Source organism: Phocaeicola plebeius, assembly GCF_003437535.1.
GTDB lineage: Bacteria > Bacteroidota > Bacteroidia > Bacteroidales > Bacteroidaceae > Phocaeicola > Phocaeicola plebeius_A.
This window is the reverse complement of the sequence record NZ_QSQT01000022.1, coordinates 33,562-50,170: the sequence shown is the minus strand read 5'-3', so window position 1 is coordinate 50,170 and position 16,609 is coordinate 33,562. Positions and strand designations below refer to the sequence as shown.

The window sequence follows — 16,609 nt, the reverse complement described above, 5'->3', positions numbered from 1 at the left end:
TCTTTTTGTTGCTTTCCATGTTTGTTATTAAATTAAAAGGTTAAAAATCTTCTTCATACATCCTTTTTCAAATAAAAAAAGACAATGACTTTTCTTAAGTTGAGTAATAATTCATTAAAACCATAGTATACAGATTTTATTGGGTTAATATTTATCCGACTTATATTTCTTGATTCACAAGTCAGTTATTTTTATGAACGTTGTTTATATGTATCTCTATCTCGTTATCCATCTTTTGGAAAGAAATAGGAGCTGTCAAACTTATACGGCGAAGCACTTCTTCAAGTGAGCATTGCAAATCAAGACTACCATATAATTTCATGCTCTCCATTTCTTCAGGATATGCTAATTTAACTCCATAGTATCTTTCCAACCGTTTAAATACAGCAGAAAGAGGTGTAGCATCAAGTTTAAGAAGACCTTTCGTCCACAATATATAGTCTGAAGCATTAACATGCTTCTTCTCTTTTATGCTACTGCCCATTATCACAGCCAGTTCATCAGGCTGCAACAGCAACTCTTCCTCATGTTTATCCTTAAGTTTCACAGAACCGCGAAGTAATACAACCTCCGCATTGGTATCACTACTATATGCCTGAACATTAAAAGACGTACCTAAAACCTCTATATCACAAGAGGTAGTATGAACCTTGAAAGGAGCTTTTTCATTTTTTACCACATCTATATAGACTTCACCATCCACAAAAATCTCTCTATAGTCTTTCTTGAATTTATCAGGATAAACCACGCGTGTACCTGCATTCACATAGAGAACAGAGCCATCTGACAAAACTAAAGATGCATGTTTAGCATTCGGAACCACAAGCTGGTGATATGCTGCATCATCAGGCATCGCAACTTCCCTATCTCCTAAAACAAGTTTCTCATCAGATTTTGTATAATCTATTCTCGCACCATTATCTACAGAAACCAGTTCTTGTTCACCAGTCAGAATCTTCACCTTGTCACTCTTTATATGCGTACTGACATCCATTGCCTGATAGGCTACATAAAGAGCGTGCAACTCATTTCTGTTATTATCCTGAAGTATCCAGACTATTCCTGAAAGCATCGCAGCTACTCCCAAAGAAATTAAGGAGATACGCCATCTATTTAACTCATATCTTCTCCGACGTCTAGAAGCACTGATTTCAGACATTATATTATTCCACAATCTGTCTTCTTCATCAACCGTTGGTGATACCTCACACGATTTAAAATAATAAATTAATTTCCTAAAGTATGATATATTGTTTTCTCTACTCATTATTTCTGCCTTTTATCTTTAATACGATAATATAACAAAAACCTACTCACTTTTAATGACTTTTTTATGCGATTTTTTATAACACAATGTCTTTCAGGATAATATAAAAAGAAAAAAAATCCGATATATATTCATCAAAATATATATCGGAGTCTATAATCAAGAAACTATTTTAAAATAATTTGCATCCACTGAAGGAATGTGATACACATTATCGAATGAGTTGCAAGAATCTCACGAAGTTTTGAAACGCTACGAGACAATAGATTCATTGAAGATTGTACATTCATATCCATAGCCTCAGCTACTTCCTTATGAGATAGCCCCTTTATATACCGAAGATAAAGGATATGCTTTTGTTGAGAGGTAAGTTGAGAAAGTGCCTGGACAAGTGCCTTCTTCTTCCGAAGATCCTCATCACTGTTTCCAAAAATCTTTTCAAAAGAATCATCATCCATAATATCCGAAAAAATCTCATCATTAAATGAGAAACATTCTACCTGAGACCTTGCTGAAGTAGACTTATCATTAATCATATTGCGCAACGACTTCAGAAGATAAGAGCGAGGATATTCCGTATCCGAAAGATTTGAACTCTTAGCCAGCTTCACAAACAGCTCCTGAATACAATCGCGAACCATATCATCATCAGGAGTACATTTCATCCCATAATTGAGAAGCAATGAATAGTATCTTCTATATATAACCTCCAAAGCAATCAGACTACCACTACGCAACTCTAACCACAATGCCCTGTCATCCATCTGAAAATAATGATTCTTCATCAAACTATTGTCTTACTACTATGCAACTCATAACTTTATTACAAAAATACATAGAAAATAACGTGAATTCAATATAAAAATAAATATATCTTTTGAGAAACCGGAACGCCACGATAAAAGTATTAAAGTTATTACAGTGAAGTATAGTAATTTTCATTTACTATGGTTTAAAATCATAACTCAATCAGCCCTAATCAAAGTTGCCTTAGTACATTCCTCACAACGCTCTGATAAATTCTCTGTTTCACACTGTGGTATTTGTATCTCACAGTGTGAAATATGTATCCCACAGTGTGGTTTTTATATTTCACAGTGTGAAACAGAGAATTTGCACTAAAATTTTCCTTTTTATGTAAGTACACATATAGGAAATGCGCCATCATATCCCTATATTGAAGAGTTTATACACTAAAAAGTCCTGGCTAATAAAACCAGGACTCCCCATTCTATATCCGCACGATTGTTAACGATGTATCCAAAGTTCCGGATTCAGTTTCACCGTTTCCTTACGCAACTGGAAATGCAAAATCGTTTCTCCTTCTGCATTGGTATGGATTTCTCCCAACACATCACGGGCACGTACCAGACTGCCTTTCTTGACACGCACTGTAGACAGGTTACAATAAACGGAGATATAGCTTCCATGACGTACCAGCACATTGGTCAGGCCATTATATTGGAAGACAGCCGAAACTTCACCGTCAAAGATAGCACGGGCATTGGCACCCGACTTTCCTTTAATATCCATTCCCTTATTGTCCAGCTTCACATTACGAAGTCCTTTCACCTGATACTGTCCATAATGTCCTACCACCACGTATGGTCCGGTAATTGGCACTGGGAGGATTCCTTTATTTTTCTCAAAGTTACTTGACAAGCGACGGTCTTCCGAATCCACCTTATAAGCTTCTAACTTCTCGACAGAAGTCTTCGCTGTCTCTTTTTTAGCCGACGATGATGTTTCGGTACTGCCCTTTGCAGCTTCCGCTTTCTTACGAGCCTCTTCGGCTTTACGGCGAGCTTCCTCTTCCGCACGCTTACGAGCTTTTTCGATTTCAATTTCTATCAGACGGTCAATTTGCGCATTCAGTTTATCCGCTGAACGACGCTGTTTAGCCAGTTCCGACTGAATGCTCCGCTGTTTCTTTTGCAAGCCTGACAAAATCTGCTTGCGTTCCTGCTCCTGTGCTTCCAGCTTAGCCTTCTCCGCTTCTCCCTGCTTGAGCAAGTCTTCCTTCGCCTTCCGGCTGTTTTTCAAAGAATTGGCCTTTTCGGTAACTTGCTTTTGCTTCCGCTGTACCTGAATGCCTTGCAAACGCTGATAATCGGCATATTCACGCACATACCGCAAACGCCGGTACATTTGCCCGAAATCTTCGGCTGAGAAAATAAACATCAGCTTGTCTTGTATAGACTTATTCCGATAAATGTATTTTACAGATAATTCATATTTTTGCCGCTTTTCTTTCAGTTCTTTCTGCAGACTCTTTAAATCTCGCTCCAGACGGCTAATCTCCTGCTGAATGGCCTTTACATCATTTTCTATGGTCTGAATGTATTTTTGTCGTTCCTCTATTTGCCCTGAAAGTAAAGCCAGGTTTCCCAGCTGACTTTTCACATCCTTCTTGGTAGACTGCAACAAGGTTTCCGATTCGGCAATCTGTTGTTTCAGCTCATTACGCTGTTTTTCCAGTTGACGAATCTTCGGAGTAGTTTGAGCAGCAAGCGTACAAACGCAAAAGCAAATACAAGATATGACTACAAAACGTTTCATCTTTCCAACCACATTTTGAGCAAGGTTGTTAATTCTATTTTCTTATATCTGGAGGACAGGCTTGTCCGCGTCTCCCAGTCTTCTCCCACCGACATACGGGAAAGCTTCATGTCCAGACTATAAGTTTTTCCAGTCCCCTGCAACTCTGCCAATATATGCTGAGGGAAATAAGCCGTACCTAATTTCCCAAAATCTCCATACGTCCAGCTTAATGCATACGGAGTGCCAGACAGGGCCACAGAAGTGTTTTCAAGCCATCCTTTATCGGCCGTAGTCCGGAAACGGTAGGCCAGTTTTCGGGTATCTTTTACTTCCCACAGAGCACGGTCTCCTTCTGATGTCATCCGGAAACGATGCAAATCGGACACCTCAACGGTTTCCTTACCCGGCAAAAAGATTTCGTTCAGAAACAAAGACTGCAGCACATTAAAGCTCAGATTCAGATCGGCCATCCGGTTCAACTCATCAAAAGAAACTTCCACATACTGCTTGTGAAGGCGGTCGACGGCTAAAATACGGTCTGGAGAAATTTCCAGACGTGCCACTTCAATGCCCAGCAAAGGAGCCACCGACAATTGTATGACTTCTCCTTTCTTCATTCGGAGCGTAGCCGATAATTTCGTATTCTTCCCCCCGTCTACATTCAGGTTCAAAGCGACCTTTCCTGTCACACAATTCCAGTGAGGAAGACCGGAAATTACCTTTTCCTGATACTCTTCTCCTTTCAGTCCACCAATCATCGGGGCGCGTTCTGCATGACGCAGAGAACGACAAGAAGAGGCCAATACAATCAGGCACACCACATATACCCAGTAAATAAACCGTTTCATTCTATGTATTTTTTCAATGCGATTTTACGTTTCAAGCGCTTCAATTCAGCTTCTGTACGCGGAGTAGCTCCGTCTTCTTCCTTATTCTCCATGCTATCCGCCTTTTTCCAGTATTCCAGCGCTTTTTCCTTTTCGCCTGACATATAATAAATGTCACCGCAATGTTCCACAATCACCTGACTGCTGTCTCCTCCGTTCTTCATGGCCTGTTCGATATAAATACGAGCTTCGGTATAGCGTTTCTTCTCAAACAGAATCCAGGCGTAAGTATCCAGATAAGTCGCATTCTCAGGTTCTGCCTTTACGGTCTTGTAACTCATTTCCTCGGCTTTATCCAGATTGGTCCGTTCTACAGACAGATAGTAAGCATAGTTGTTGAGCGTACCGATGTTGTTCGGATTATAAACCAATGAAGAATCATAGGCTGCATAAGCTTCTGCTTTCATTTCCTTAGAATGGTACAAATCTCCTAAAATGGCATAAAAATCTGAGACAATTCCTTTATCACTCTTTTCATTTACCTGCTTCAGCCCTTGCTGGAAAATCTCCATAGCCTTATCCGTTTCTTCTTTCTGATAATGAGCCAAGCCTAAATAATAGTAGAACTCCATGGCATCGGGATTGTATTCCAGCGCAGGAGTAGCCACACGAATCACTTCATCGAGGTTATTGTCACGAATAGCATAGCTGAGCAACTGTAAGCGTGCAGGCTTGTTTTCCGGATCGAGCGACAGAACCTGATTCAGTACAGGTATAGACTCTTTTTCCATGTGCTTTGTAATCATGTATTGTGCACAAAGCATGGCCAAATCGGCATTTTGCTGCGGACGGTCCAAGATTTCCTTGAACAAGGATACAATCTGTGTACTGTCCTTCGTGGTCTGTTCCGACTGAAGGATAAGCTGACGCATGATTTCCATCTTAGTGTTCGACTCCACATCCTCATTCAACAGAATGGTATCCAATTGCTGACGATACAGGCTGTCCTTACCCAACTGTTTATAATAAGAAGCCATTGATAGCAAAGCCGGTGCATATCCCGGTTCTTCCTTTAAAATCCGCTGGTAAACCGCATAAGCCTCCTCGGGCTTGTCGTTATTCAGGTACACATCGCCTAAAATCGTTTGATAGCGTAAATCATACGGATACTCTTTCGACAGACTTTCAATTTCATTAAACGCCTGTTCCTGATTATCCATCAGCAGGTACATTCTGAACTTCTCCATACTGATTTGCTCAGACTTTCCATCCAGTTCTTCCAGACGGTTCAACACAGAAACTACCTGTGCGTAGCTTTTTGTCTGATTATACAAATCGACCAATGCCATCAGCGGTTCCAATCGGGACGGGAACTGATGTGCCATGTCGTCATACACGGCAATGGCTTTCGCCCAATCACGCTTCCGCTGGTAATAAGCCGCCAAAGTCTGTTTATACCAGAAATTTGATTCATCCGAACGTACTGCTTTCTTCAGCGCTTCTTCGCCTTTCTGTTCCTGGCCCAAGACCATATAGAACTGGGAAATCTCATATAAAGCTGGAGCGGAACCCGGATAAATATCCAGACAGTGCTTATAAAGTTCAAACGCAGCATCATACTCTCCCTTCTGCTTCAGGCGAACTGCCTCCAGAAAAAAGTAATTATACTTCCTGCGCTGTTCGTATGACAAGGTATCCCTTTCCTCATTTGCCAAGTTTTGCTTTGCCGAATGCTGCTTTCCGGTGGTACCACAGGCAAACAGCAGGAAAACCATCCCGATGATTCCTAATAGTTTTTTCATACATTCAGGTTTATACGGTTCCTGTGTGACCAAATCCTCCTGCCCCACGCTCCGTTTCGTCCAACACTTCCACTTCTTCCCATTCAGCCTGTTCATGACGAGCTATCACCATCTGTGCTATACGTTCACCATCTTCAATCACAAACTCTTCAGCTGATAAGTTGACTAATATCACATTGATTTCTCCCCGATAATCGGCATCAATGGTTCCCGGAGAATTCAATACGGTAATACCTTTTTTGATAGCCAGTCCACTACGCGGACGCACCTGAGCCTCATACCCCTGTGGCAACGCCAAAAACAATCCGGTGGGTACCAGACAACGCTGCAAAGGCTTCAACACAATCGGTTCATTCAGGTTCGCACGAAGATCTACTCCAGCCGACTGTGGAGTAGCATATTGCGGCAACGGATGCCGGGAAGTATTTATAATCTGTATTTTCATCTATTTTATGCTTTTATGAAGTTGCGAAGTTACACAATCCACAGAATTAATAGTTACGTTTACCATTTTTTTATATTTTTGCACTTAACTTTTAGAGCTTCTTTAAATTTAAGTACCACATCACAAAGGAGTTACATTATGAACTGGAAACAATTGCTATCAAATAAAAGATTCGGTCTGGAGAATCTTCATGAAGCCCGAAAAGAAGACCGTACAGAGTTCCAACGTGACTATGACCGCCTGATATTCTCAGCTCCTTTCCGGCGTTTGCAAAACAAGACACAAGTCTTTCCTTTACCGGGAAGTATCTTCGTACACAACCGACTGACACACAGCCTGGAAGTTTCATGCGTAGGGCGTTCGCTCGGCAATAAAATCGCATCCGAGCTATTAAAGCTTCATCCGGAACTGCATGATACGCATATTTCAGAAATAGGCTCCATTGTATCGGCCGCCTGCCTGGCGCATGACTTGGGAAATCCTCCTTTCGGTCATTCGGGAGAAAAGGCCATCGGCACGTATTTTTCCGAAGGAAAAGGACGGACCTTACAAGCATATCTTTCAGCAAAGGAATGGGATGACTTCACTCACTTCGAAGGAAATGCCAACGCATTCCGCTTGCTCACCCATCAGTTTCAGGGACGACGCCCCGGCGGTTTTGTACTGACGTATGCCACGCTGGCTGCCATCGTGAAATATCCTTTTTCCTCGCAACTGGCCGGAAGCAAACAGAAATTCGGATTTTTCACCAGCGAAGAAGAAGCTTTTCAGAAGATAGCTCATGAACTGGGACTTAAAAAGATTAGCAAGGAAGGAGAGCCATTGAAGTATTGCCGCCATCCGCTGGTGTATCTTGTAGAAGCGGCAGATGACATCTGCTACCAGATGATGGACATAGAAGATGCGCATAAACTGAAAATACTGACTACACAGGAGACCAAAGAATTGTATTTACGTTTCTTTGCACCCGAAAAGTTAGGCCATATTCAATCGATATGCAAAATGGTGGACGATACCAACGAGCAAATAGCCTACCTGCGTTCATCGGCCATCGGAGTATTAATCAGTGAATGTGTACGCACCTTTATTCTGCACGAAGAGGAAATTCTAAAAGGTGAATTTCAAGGAACGTTGATTCAGAAGCTCAGTTCAAGAGTCAGAGAGGCTTATGAGAACTGCTCACATACGGCTTTTGAAAAGATTTATTGCTCGAAAGATGTAGTCGACATTGAACTGGCCGGTTACCAAGTAATTACCACGCTGGTCGACTTAATGATTGAAGCCGTAAGATACCCGGAAAAGGCGTATTCCCAGTTGTTAATCAACCGAGTGTCCAGCCAATATCATATCCAGGCTCCTACCTTATATGAAAAAATTCAGGCTGTACTCGATTATATTTCCGGTATGACAGATGTCTATGCACTTGACCTATACCGAAAAATAAACGGGAACAGCCTGCCTGCTCTATAAAGAATATTATTATTTCTGCGTTTTATTTACCACCGGATTGGCTCCAGAAGTTATCTGCAGAGCCTCCGGATGTTCACGCAGATAAGATTCGATGTGACGCACACGCTTTTCTTCAAGAATCTCATCCACAGCAATCAAGATGCCGGTTTCTTCCACATCGCCAAAGCCATCATTAATCGCCGTACCGAACATACGCATGGTCGGCGACAAGCTCATATAGGCATTCACCAAAGGGGGAATGTTATATCCCAACTTGCGCACCTCTGTATTCAACACCTTATAATCTTCCTTAAAGGTATCGTAGCAGAACAGCTTCTCAAGTACCTTTTCATCGGTTTCAATCAGCAAAGGCTGCATCGGGGTAATCAACTTATCTTTATCATTGAAATGTTTCTTCAGGAAATAAAGAATCATATCACGTCCGAAGCGGTTATAGCTGGGATACATGGTCATCTTTCCAAAGAAATATTTTACCTGCGGCATGACAACCGTCAACGCTCCCAGACCATCCCACAAATTATCCAAGGCAAACAGTCCTTTTGAACCTGCTCGAGTAGACTGGTATTCAAGCGTCACGAAAGAGCGTCCTAATTCTATCGTGGTAGGCAAATAGTCTTTCAGGAATTTCTCGGAGAAATTGAACATGTGAGCTGTTGCCAGCAAAGGTTTGCCGTCGGCATCAAATTCCACTTCATCTCCTAACAGATAACGGTAGCCACCCAGGATTTCTTCGGCTTCAGGATCCCATACAATCAATTGTTGATAAGGATTTTCCATCAAGTCATATTCATCAAGATCCATTGACTTACCGGTTCCCCCTCCAGCGGCACGGAATGCAATTTCACGCAAACGCCCAATTTCTTTCAACACATTAGGCGCATTCTTCCATGTAACAATGTAAATCTCGTTGTTGCTCTTGTTCGTAAATCTTAAGCGCTTGTCTTCCGTTAGTTCCGATTTTAGAACTTCCTTGTCAATCGGAGCAATTATATCTTCCATAATCCAATGATTAAATCGTATTTTCTTTTCACAGTTTATAAACTAACTCTCTTACATAGTCCGCCCATTCCGTTGCCGAACGTGATTTGTCAAACGTCTGCCATGGAATCGGTTTGCCAATTGTTACCTTAAAGGTCTTATGACGGTTTTTAAACATTTCATCAGCCAAATAAAGCATGGCTATATTAAACTTAATCCCTAAAAATTTACACAGATTGGCCAGATTGTAGAAAAAATCAGAATTTCTTCCTTCGAAATGCACCGGGATGACATTCCGTTGTGTTTCCACACTTTTAGAGATAAAGGTTTTCTTCCAGGCTAAATCTTTTATCACTCCTTTTTGCCTTCTGGAACAGATGCCAGCCGGAAACATAATAATATGAGAATCAGAGCGGAATCCAGCCTCTACCATCTTAGGAAAATCGCGCGACTGAGACCCAGTCTTATTAATAGGAATACACAATGGAGCTAACCCATGAAGATTCATCAGCAAATCATTTACAAGGTATTTTATGCGACCATTGTAATGCTTGCCCAATATATAGCCTAAGGCGATACCATCCTGTCCTCCTAAAGGATGATTAGACACAAACGTGCATAAGCCATCGGAAGGAAGATTCTCTATCCCTTTCACTTCCAGCTTAATGTCAAGGAATTCCATGCAAGCCTCCAGAAAATCCACACCGGTCTTGTCGGCAACACTTTTCAGGAACACATTAATTTCGTCCTGATGCACAATATGCTTTAAGTATGACACTAAAAAACGCGGTATGCGGTCAGCCTTTTTCCCTGCTTTGTCTCTCAATACTTTGTCAATGTCAATTAAAAATATTGAATTTTCACCCATTCTACAAAAGTTTACTTTGCAAAAGTAACTCATCTTTTGAAAAGACACTCATTTTATGACAAAAAATACACTTATACAGACAAAAAAAATTGCAGAACTAATTTCATTAAGACAAATCTTTGACGTTTCTTCCTTGTTTTGCACAGAAAGAGTAACCTGTTGATAACTTATTCAAATTTTCTATAGAAAACATGATGCGTGATTCTATGGAAATTTCTAATTTTACCGCTTGAATATATAATAAGGTGAATTTACAAGAAAATCGCATGGAGAAAACAGAGTCTACATATCATATACCGGTACTATTACACGAGAGTATTGAAGGCATGCATCTTCAACCTGGAGGCACTTACGTGGACGTCACATTCGGAGGAGGAGGACATTCCAGAGAAATATTACGGAACATGGACAGTAAGAGCCGGCTGTTCAGCTTTGACCAGGATGCCGATGCGGAAAGAAATATTATCAACGACAAACGTTTTACTTTTGTCAGAAGTAATTTTCGCTACCTGCACAATTTCCTTCGCTATTACGGAGTGGAAGAAGTAGAAGCCATCTTAGCCGATTTAGGTGTTTCATCTCACCATTTTGATGACTCTGAACGCGGTTTTTCTTTCCGCTTTGACGGAAAACTGGACATGCGAATGAACAAACGTGCAGGCATTACTGCCGCCGATATTGTCAATACGTATGAGGAGGAAAAGCTAGCTGACCTGTTTTATCTTTACGGAGAGTTGAAAAACAGTCGTAAACTGGCTGCCACACTTGTAAAGGCCAGAGCACAAAAGCCAGTGGAGACCATAGGGGAATTCATTGAGATTGTAAAACCACTTTACGGAAGAGAAAGAGAAAAGAAAGAATTAGCAAAAGTTTTTCAGGCTCTTCGAATAGAAGTAAACCAAGAAATGGAAGCGCTGAAAGAAATGCTTTATGCTGCAACGGAAGCTCTCAAGCCCGGAGGACGACTGGTAGTCATAACCTATCATTCACTGGAAGACCGCATGGTGAAAAACATCATGAAAACGGGTAACATTGAAGGAAAGGCTAAACAGGACTTTTTCGGGAACGTAGAAACTCCATTCAAGTTAATCAACAACAAGGTTATTATCCCCAGCGAGGACGAAATACAGCGTAACCCACGTTCACGCAGCGCCAAACTGAGAATCGCAGAAAAGAAGTAACACATGGAACACCAAGAGATGACACCACAAGATTCTCCACATATTACCTGGAGAAGCATATTAGGAGGGGAAGTACTGGTACACCTGATGAGAAAACAAGCTAACTTAATCATACTGATTATGATTCTTGTCATCCTGTACATAGACAACCGCTATTCCAGTCAGCAGGAAATGATTGAAATAGACCGCTTGAAAAAGGAATTAATCGATACCAAATATGACGCACTGACTATTTCCTCTGAGCTGACGGAGAAAAGCCGCCAGTCGCGCATTGAAGAGTATATTTCTGCAGAAGGGACTCCACTGGAAACAGCTTCCACACCACCCTATCTAATAAAAAACAAGGATTAAAATGGTACCAGGACAAAAAAATATCATATTACGATATACGCTCATTATGTTCATCATGGCATTGCTGGCTATTGCAATTATTGCAAAAGCAGCAATTATCATGTTTGCAGAGCGACAATACTGGAAGGATGTGGCCGACCGTTTCATCAAAGAGAATGTCATTGTCCATCCCACCAGAGGCAATATCATTTCTGCAGATGGGAAACTGATGGCCAGCAGTCTGCCGGAGTATAAGATTTACATGGATTTCAAGGCAGGTGGAGAAACAAAAGACACCATGCTGATGAACCACCTGACGGAAATATGCGAAGGGCTTCATCAAATCTTTCCTGATAAAAGTGCAAAGGAATTTCGCCAGCACATCTTGAAAGGCAGACGGCAGAAGAGCCGGAACTATCTTCTCTATCCACGACGTATTTCTTACATTGAATACAAAGAAGCCAAGAAATTGCCCGTATTCAACTTAAGTAAATTTAAAGGAGGATTTCATGAACTGGCTTTCAACCAGCGCAAAAAGCCATTCGGTTCATTGGCGGCACGTACGTTAGGCGATATGTATCCGGATGTAACATTGGGAGCAAAGAACGGAATAGAGTTGACGTACGATTCTATCTTGAAAGGACAGGATGGTATTACTCACCGTCAGAAAGTCATGAACAAATATCTGAACATCATCGACAAACCTGCCGTAGACGGTTGTGATATAATTACCACAATAGACGTCGACATGCAGGATATTGCCGAAAAGGCTCTTGTAGACCAGCTAAAGAATCTTGAAGCGGTATTTGGTGTAGCCATTGTCATGGATGTAGCAACTGGAGAAGTAAAAGCTAACGTAAACATGACCCGAGCAGGTGACGGGAACTATTATGAAATGCGAAATATCGCCGTAAGTAACTTGATGGAACCGGGTTCTACCTTCAAGACGGCTTCAATCATGGTCGCACTGGAAGATAAATTTATCACCCCTGACTACATGGTAGACACGGGCAATGGTGTGGTCAATATGCACGGAAGCAACATGAAGGACTGGAACTGGTATAAAGGCGGATATGGAAAAATAGATGTAACCAGAATCATGGAAGTGTCATCCAATGTCGGCGTGTCAAGCATCATTGACAAATTTTACGGAGACAATCCACAGAAATTTATAGATGGGCTGAAACGCATGAGCATTGACAAACCTTTAAATTTAGGTTTCGTAGGAGAAGCAAGTCCTCGTATATTGGGGCCTAAAGAACGATACTTCGCCAAGACCTCTTTGCCTTGGATGAGTATCGGATACGAAACGATGATTCCTCCTATCTATATGCTGAATTTTTACAATGCCATAGCCAATAACGGAGTCATGGTCAAGCCTAAGTTTGTAAAGGCTATCGCAAAAGATGGAGAAATCATACAAGAATTCCCGACAGAGATTGTAAATCCTAAAATCTGTTCGGACACTACTCTGACCATGATTCAAGGGATTCTACGAAAGGTGGTTTCTCAAGGACTGGCCAAGCCTGCCGGAAGTAAGCAGTTTAGTGTATCCGGAAAAACAGGTACCGCCCAGGTTTCTCAAGGGAAAGCTGGATACAAAGCTGGAGGAGTAAGTTACTTAGTCAGCTTCTGCGGCTATTTCCCATCTGAAGCGCCTAAATACAGTTGTATGGTATCCATTCAGATACCGCATGGTCCTGCATCAGGAGGTTTGCAAGCTGGTAGCGTATTCAGCCGGATTGCTGAACGTATTTATGCTAAGCATCTGTATCAGGATTTAGCCTCAGCAAAAGACTCAACTTCAATTATTATTCCTGAAGTAAAGAATGGAGACTTGCGCGAAGCATCTTATGTATTACAGAATCTGAATATTCAGAGTAATAGTTCAAGCATACCGAAAAGCAGTACTCCTATCTGGGGCAAAGCGAACTGCACAACGACTTATGCAGAACTGAAGCGAACAAATACGGAAAAGAATTTAGTACCTAACGTAAGAGGTATGGGAGCAAAGGACGCAGTCTATTTATTGGAAAGCAAAGGACTCCGTGTACGCTTATCTGGTACAGGAAAGGTAATCAGACAAAGCCTGAATGCAGGCTCTTATTTACATAAAGGACAAACAATAACATTAACATTAAACTAGAAAGCAATGAAACTTGAGAATATGCTAAAAGCTGTCAACGCACAGCAAATCATAGGAGATACCAACCTGGAGGTAAATGGTATTCACATGGATTCTCGCATGGTGAAAAACGGATTCATGTTTGTAGCCGTAAAAGGAACGCAAGCTGACGGACATAACTATATTTCCAAAGCCATTGAGAATGGAGCCACAGTAATTGTTTGTGAACAACTGCCTGTACACATAGAATCTAATGTGACTTATGTACAATTGTCAGACACAGAAGAAGCTGTTGGCAAACTTGCTACTACATTCTATGGAGACCCGACTTCCAAACTGGAATTAGTAGGAGTAACTGGTACTAACGGAAAAACGACCATCGCTACCTTATTATATAATATGTTCCGCTTGTTTGGATATAAGGCCGGATTAATCTCTACAGTGTGCAATTACATTGACGGAGAGGCCATCCCTACTGACCATACTACTCCAGACCCGATTACACTGAATCAGTTGCTGGGACGTATGGCTGATGAAGGATGCAAATATGTATTCATGGAAGTCAGTTCACATTCTGTTGTACAGAAACGTATCAGTGGTCTGACTTTTGCCGGTGGCATTTTCACGAACATTACCCGTGATCACCTGGATTACCACAAGACATTTGAAAATTATCTGAAAGCAAAGAAAGCATTCTTTGACAATCTTCCGAAACAAGCTTTTGCACTGACTAACCTAGATGACAAGAACGGTACGGTCATGACGCAAAACACCAAAGCCAAAGTGGCTGCCTATTCATTACATTCTCTTTGTGACTTCAAAGGCAAAGTACTGGAAGACAGTTTTGACGGAATGTTGCTTGACATTAATAACCGCGAAGTTAACGTGCAATTTATCGGACGCTTCAATGCATCCAACCTGCTGGCTGTATATGGAGCAGCTTGCCTGTTAGGGAAACGCCCGGAAGATATATTGGTAAAACTGAGTATGCTTCGCCCTGTTTCCGGACGCTTCGATGCCAAACGTTCTCCCAAAGGCTATACAGCCATCGTTGACTATGCACATACACCCGATGCTTTAGTAAACGTATTGGAAGCCATTCATGAAGTGTTAAGAGGAAGAGGACAAGTCATTACAGTAGTAGGTGCGGGAGGAAATCGTGACAAAGGGAAACGTCCTTTAATGGCAAAAGAATCTGCTCAAAGAAGTGACAAAGTAATTATCACTTCTGATAATCCACGCTTCGAGGAGCCGCAAGACATCATCAATGACATGTTAGCGGGACTTAGCAAGGACGACATGAAAAAAGTTATCAGCATTGTCGACCGCAAAGAAGCTATCCGTACCGCATGTATGTTGGCCCAACCGCAAGATGTCATCCTGATTGCCGGAAAAGGACACGAAACTTATCAGGATGTAAAGGGTGTCAAATCACATTTTGACGACAAAGAGGTATTGGAGGAAATATTCAAAGGAGAACTTTAAAAAACAGAGACAAGACAATGTTATATTATTTATTTCAATATTTAGAGCAATTCAATTTTCCGGGAGCACGAATGTTCGGATACGTATCGTTCCGTTCATTAATGGCTGTCATCCTCTCCTTGTTGATTTCTGCCATCTTTGGAGAATATTTCATTAACCTGCTCAAAAAGAAGCAGATTACAGAGACGCAGCGAGATGCGTCTATTGACCCTTTTAACGTCAATAAGGTTGGTGTCCCGACAATGGGAGGTATCATTATCATCGTAGCCATTCTGATTCCTTGCCTGTTATTAGGTAAATTGCATAACATCTATATGATATTGATGCTGGTTACCACCCTATGGCTCGGAACTTTAGGCTTTTTGGATGACTATATCAAGGTTTTTCGGAAAGACAAGGAAGGACTTCATGGCAAATTTAAAATCATCGGCCAGGTAGGTCTCGGACTGATTGTCGGCCTGGCTCTGTACCTGAGTCCGGATGTAGTAATACGAGAGAACATTGAAATCCAACAAAACGGTCGTGTAGTTGACGTGGTCCATAAACCTGTGGATGAGAAATCAACCAAGACAACAATCCCCTTCTTCAAGAACAACAACTTGGATTATGCTGATTTTGTAGGATTCTTAGGAGAGCATGCACAGGATGCCGGATGGATTGTCTTTGTATTCATCACTATTTTTGTGGTCACAGCCGTTTCCAACGGAGCCAACCTGAACGATGGTATGGATGGAATGGCAGCCGGGAACTCGGCCATTATTGGAGTTACCTTAGGAATATTGGCCTACGTATCCAGTCACATAGAATATGCAGAATACCTGAATATCATGTATATTCCAGGAAGTGAGGAACTGGTAATCTTTATCTGTGCCTTCATTGGAGCACTGGTTGGTTTCTTATGGTACAATGCCTTCCCTGCACAAGTATTCATGGGCGATACGGGAAGTCTTACTATTGGAGGACTTATCGCCGTATTTGCCATCATCATACACAAGGAGTTATTAATTCCTATTCTATGTGGAGTATTTCTGGTCGAGAACCTGTCGGTTATTCTTCAGGTAAAGTATTTCCAGCGCGGTAAGAAAAAAGGAGTCAAACAGCGCATATTCAAGCGTTCACCGATTCACGACCATTTCCGTACGACACTGGCACAGCTCGACCCGAACTGTACTTATTTGATCACACGCCCTCACAGCGTATTCCATGAGTCCAAGATTACAGTCCGCTTCTGGATTGTAACCATTGTATTAGCAGCAATTACGATAATCACACTTAAAATCAGATAAAGCA

14 protein-coding genes are annotated in these 16,609 nt (G+C 41.6%); 6 read left to right on the top strand and 8 right to left on the bottom strand.

Annotated elements, in window-relative coordinates; all coding sequences use genetic code 11:
• Positions 1-181: 181 nt before the first annotated feature.
• The 6 genes from DXD04_RS11885 to dut all read right to left on the bottom strand — a co-directional run bounded on the left by DXD04_RS11885 (position 182) and on the right by dut (position 6,882).
• Positions 182-1,267, bottom strand: coding sequence for a FecR family protein (locus DXD04_RS11885; protein WP_117673463.1), 1,086 nt, complete (start codon positions 1,265-1,267; stop codon positions 182-184).
• A 167-nt stretch (positions 1,268-1,434) separates the two neighbouring features.
• Positions 1,435-2,052, bottom strand: a complete 618-nt coding sequence (locus tag DXD04_RS11880) for an RNA polymerase sigma factor (protein WP_259299550.1) — start codon at positions 2,050-2,052, stop codon at positions 1,435-1,437.
• Between the two features lie 463 nt (positions 2,053-2,515).
• On the bottom strand, positions 2,516-3,826 hold the full coding sequence (locus DXD04_RS11875) for a murein hydrolase activator EnvC family protein (protein ID WP_117673459.1): 1,311 nt from the start codon (positions 3,824-3,826) through the stop codon (positions 2,516-2,518).
• Positions 3,823-4,656: a lipoprotein insertase outer membrane protein LolB1 gene (gene lolB1, locus DXD04_RS11870; protein WP_239474278.1), complete on the bottom strand. Its 834-nt coding sequence runs from the start codon at positions 4,654-4,656 to the stop codon at positions 3,823-3,825. Before lolB1 ends, DXD04_RS11875 begins: the two co-directional genes overlap by 4 nt.
• Positions 4,653-6,437: a tetratricopeptide repeat protein gene (locus DXD04_RS11865; RefSeq protein WP_117673457.1), complete on the bottom strand. Its 1,785-nt coding sequence runs from the start codon at positions 6,435-6,437 to the stop codon at positions 4,653-4,655. Before DXD04_RS11865 ends, lolB1 begins: the two co-directional genes overlap by 4 nt.
• 10 nt (positions 6,438-6,447) lie before the next feature.
• Positions 6,448-6,882 (bottom strand): dUTP diphosphatase, encoded by a 435-nt coding sequence (gene dut, locus DXD04_RS11860; RefSeq protein WP_022054670.1) that lies wholly within the window; start codon positions 6,880-6,882, stop codon positions 6,448-6,450.
• A 138-nt stretch (positions 6,883-7,020) separates the two neighbouring features.
• On the opposite strand from dut, the gene DXD04_RS11855 reads away from it, so the two are divergent.
• Positions 7,021-8,352 carry a deoxyguanosinetriphosphate triphosphohydrolase gene (locus DXD04_RS11855; protein ID WP_117673455.1) on the top strand — a complete coding sequence of 444 codons (1,332 nt, stop codon included), beginning with the start codon at positions 7,021-7,023 and terminating at the stop codon, positions 8,350-8,352.
• 9 nt (positions 8,353-8,361) lie between these two features.
• Here DXD04_RS11855 and glsB read toward each other — a convergent pair whose 3' ends face one another.
• Together glsB and glsA are read right to left on the bottom strand one after the other, a co-directional pair.
• Positions 8,362-9,351: a glycine N(alpha)-acyltransferase GlsB gene (glsB, locus tag DXD04_RS11850; RefSeq protein ID WP_007559941.1), complete on the bottom strand. Its 990-nt coding sequence runs from the start codon at positions 9,349-9,351 to the stop codon at positions 8,362-8,364.
• Positions 9,352-9,379: 28 nt separating this feature from the next.
• Positions 9,380-10,198 carry a lyso-glycine lipid O-acyltransferase GlsA gene (gene glsA, locus DXD04_RS11845; protein ID WP_022054667.1) on the bottom strand — a complete coding sequence of 273 codons (819 nt, stop codon included), beginning with the start codon at positions 10,196-10,198 and terminating at the stop codon, positions 9,380-9,382.
• Between the two features lie 266 nt (positions 10,199-10,464).
• Between glsA and rsmH the strand changes: the two genes are divergently transcribed.
• Genes rsmH through mraY form a run of 5 tightly spaced genes read left to right on the top strand, consistent with a single transcriptional unit; the run spans position 10,465 to position 16,605 of the window.
• Positions 10,465-11,379: a 16S rRNA (cytosine(1402)-N(4))-methyltransferase RsmH gene (gene rsmH / locus DXD04_RS11840; RefSeq protein ID WP_117673453.1), complete on the top strand. Its 915-nt coding sequence runs from the start codon at positions 10,465-10,467 to the stop codon at positions 11,377-11,379.
• Between the two features lie 3 nt (positions 11,380-11,382).
• The gene (locus DXD04_RS11835) at positions 11,383-11,730 is read left to right on the top strand and encodes an FtsL-like putative cell division protein (RefSeq protein WP_022054665.1); all 348 of its coding nucleotides are present in this window, start codon (positions 11,383-11,385) and stop codon (positions 11,728-11,730) included.
• Between the two features lies 1 nt (position 11,731).
• Complete coding sequence (locus tag DXD04_RS11830; RefSeq protein ID WP_117673451.1) at positions 11,732-13,855, top strand: penicillin-binding protein; 2,124 nt, start codon at positions 11,732-11,734, stop codon at positions 13,853-13,855.
• Between the two features lie 6 nt (positions 13,856-13,861).
• Positions 13,862-15,319 carry a UDP-N-acetylmuramoyl-L-alanyl-D-glutamate--2,6-diaminopimelate ligase gene (locus DXD04_RS11825; RefSeq protein ID WP_117673449.1) on the top strand — a complete coding sequence of 486 codons (1,458 nt, stop codon included), beginning with the start codon at positions 13,862-13,864 and terminating at the stop codon, positions 15,317-15,319.
• A 17-nt stretch (positions 15,320-15,336) separates the two neighbouring features.
• Complete coding sequence (gene mraY / locus DXD04_RS11820; protein ID WP_117673447.1) at positions 15,337-16,605, top strand: phospho-N-acetylmuramoyl-pentapeptide-transferase; 1,269 nt, start codon at positions 15,337-15,339, stop codon at positions 16,603-16,605.
• Positions 16,606-16,609: the final 4 nt, after the last annotated feature.

Excerpts from the sequence above, each read along its gene's own strand:
- glsA (WP_022054667.1), bottom strand. The coding sequence starts at position 10,198 with ATGGGTGAAAATTCAATATTTTTAATTGACATTGACAAAGTATTGAGA.
- dut (WP_022054670.1), bottom strand. The coding sequence starts at position 6,882 with ATGAAAATACAGATTATAAATACTTCCCGGCATCCGTTGCCGCAATAT.
- DXD04_RS11825 (WP_117673449.1), top strand. The coding sequence starts at position 13,862 with ATGAAACTTGAGAATATGCTAAAAGCTGTCAACGCACAGCAAATCATA.
- lolB1 (WP_239474278.1), bottom strand. The coding sequence starts at position 4,656 with ATGAAACGGTTTATTTACTGGGTATATGTGGTGTGCCTGATTGTATTG.
- DXD04_RS11885 (WP_117673463.1), bottom strand. The coding sequence starts at position 1,267 with ATGAGTAGAGAAAACAATATATCATACTTTAGGAAATTAATTTATTAT.
- glsB (WP_007559941.1), bottom strand. The coding sequence starts at position 9,351 with ATGGAAGATATAATTGCTCCGATTGACAAGGAAGTTCTAAAATCGGAA.
- mraY (WP_117673447.1), top strand. The coding sequence starts at position 15,337 with ATGTTATATTATTTATTTCAATATTTAGAGCAATTCAATTTTCCGGGA.
- DXD04_RS11875 (WP_117673459.1), bottom strand. The coding sequence starts at position 3,826 with ATGAAACGTTTTGTAGTCATATCTTGTATTTGCTTTTGCGTTTGTACG.
- DXD04_RS11855 (WP_117673455.1), top strand. The coding sequence starts at position 7,021 with ATGAACTGGAAACAATTGCTATCAAATAAAAGATTCGGTCTGGAGAAT.
- rsmH (WP_117673453.1), top strand. The coding sequence starts at position 10,465 with ATGGAGAAAACAGAGTCTACATATCATATACCGGTACTATTACACGAG.
- DXD04_RS11835 (WP_022054665.1), top strand. The coding sequence starts at position 11,383 with ATGGAACACCAAGAGATGACACCACAAGATTCTCCACATATTACCTGG.
- DXD04_RS11830 (WP_117673451.1), top strand. The coding sequence starts at position 11,732 with ATGGTACCAGGACAAAAAAATATCATATTACGATATACGCTCATTATG.
- DXD04_RS11865 (WP_117673457.1), bottom strand. The coding sequence starts at position 6,437 with ATGAAAAAACTATTAGGAATCATCGGGATGGTTTTCCTGCTGTTTGCC.
- DXD04_RS11880 (WP_259299550.1), bottom strand. The coding sequence starts at position 2,052 with ATGAAGAATCATTATTTTCAGATGGATGACAGGGCATTGTGGTTAGAG.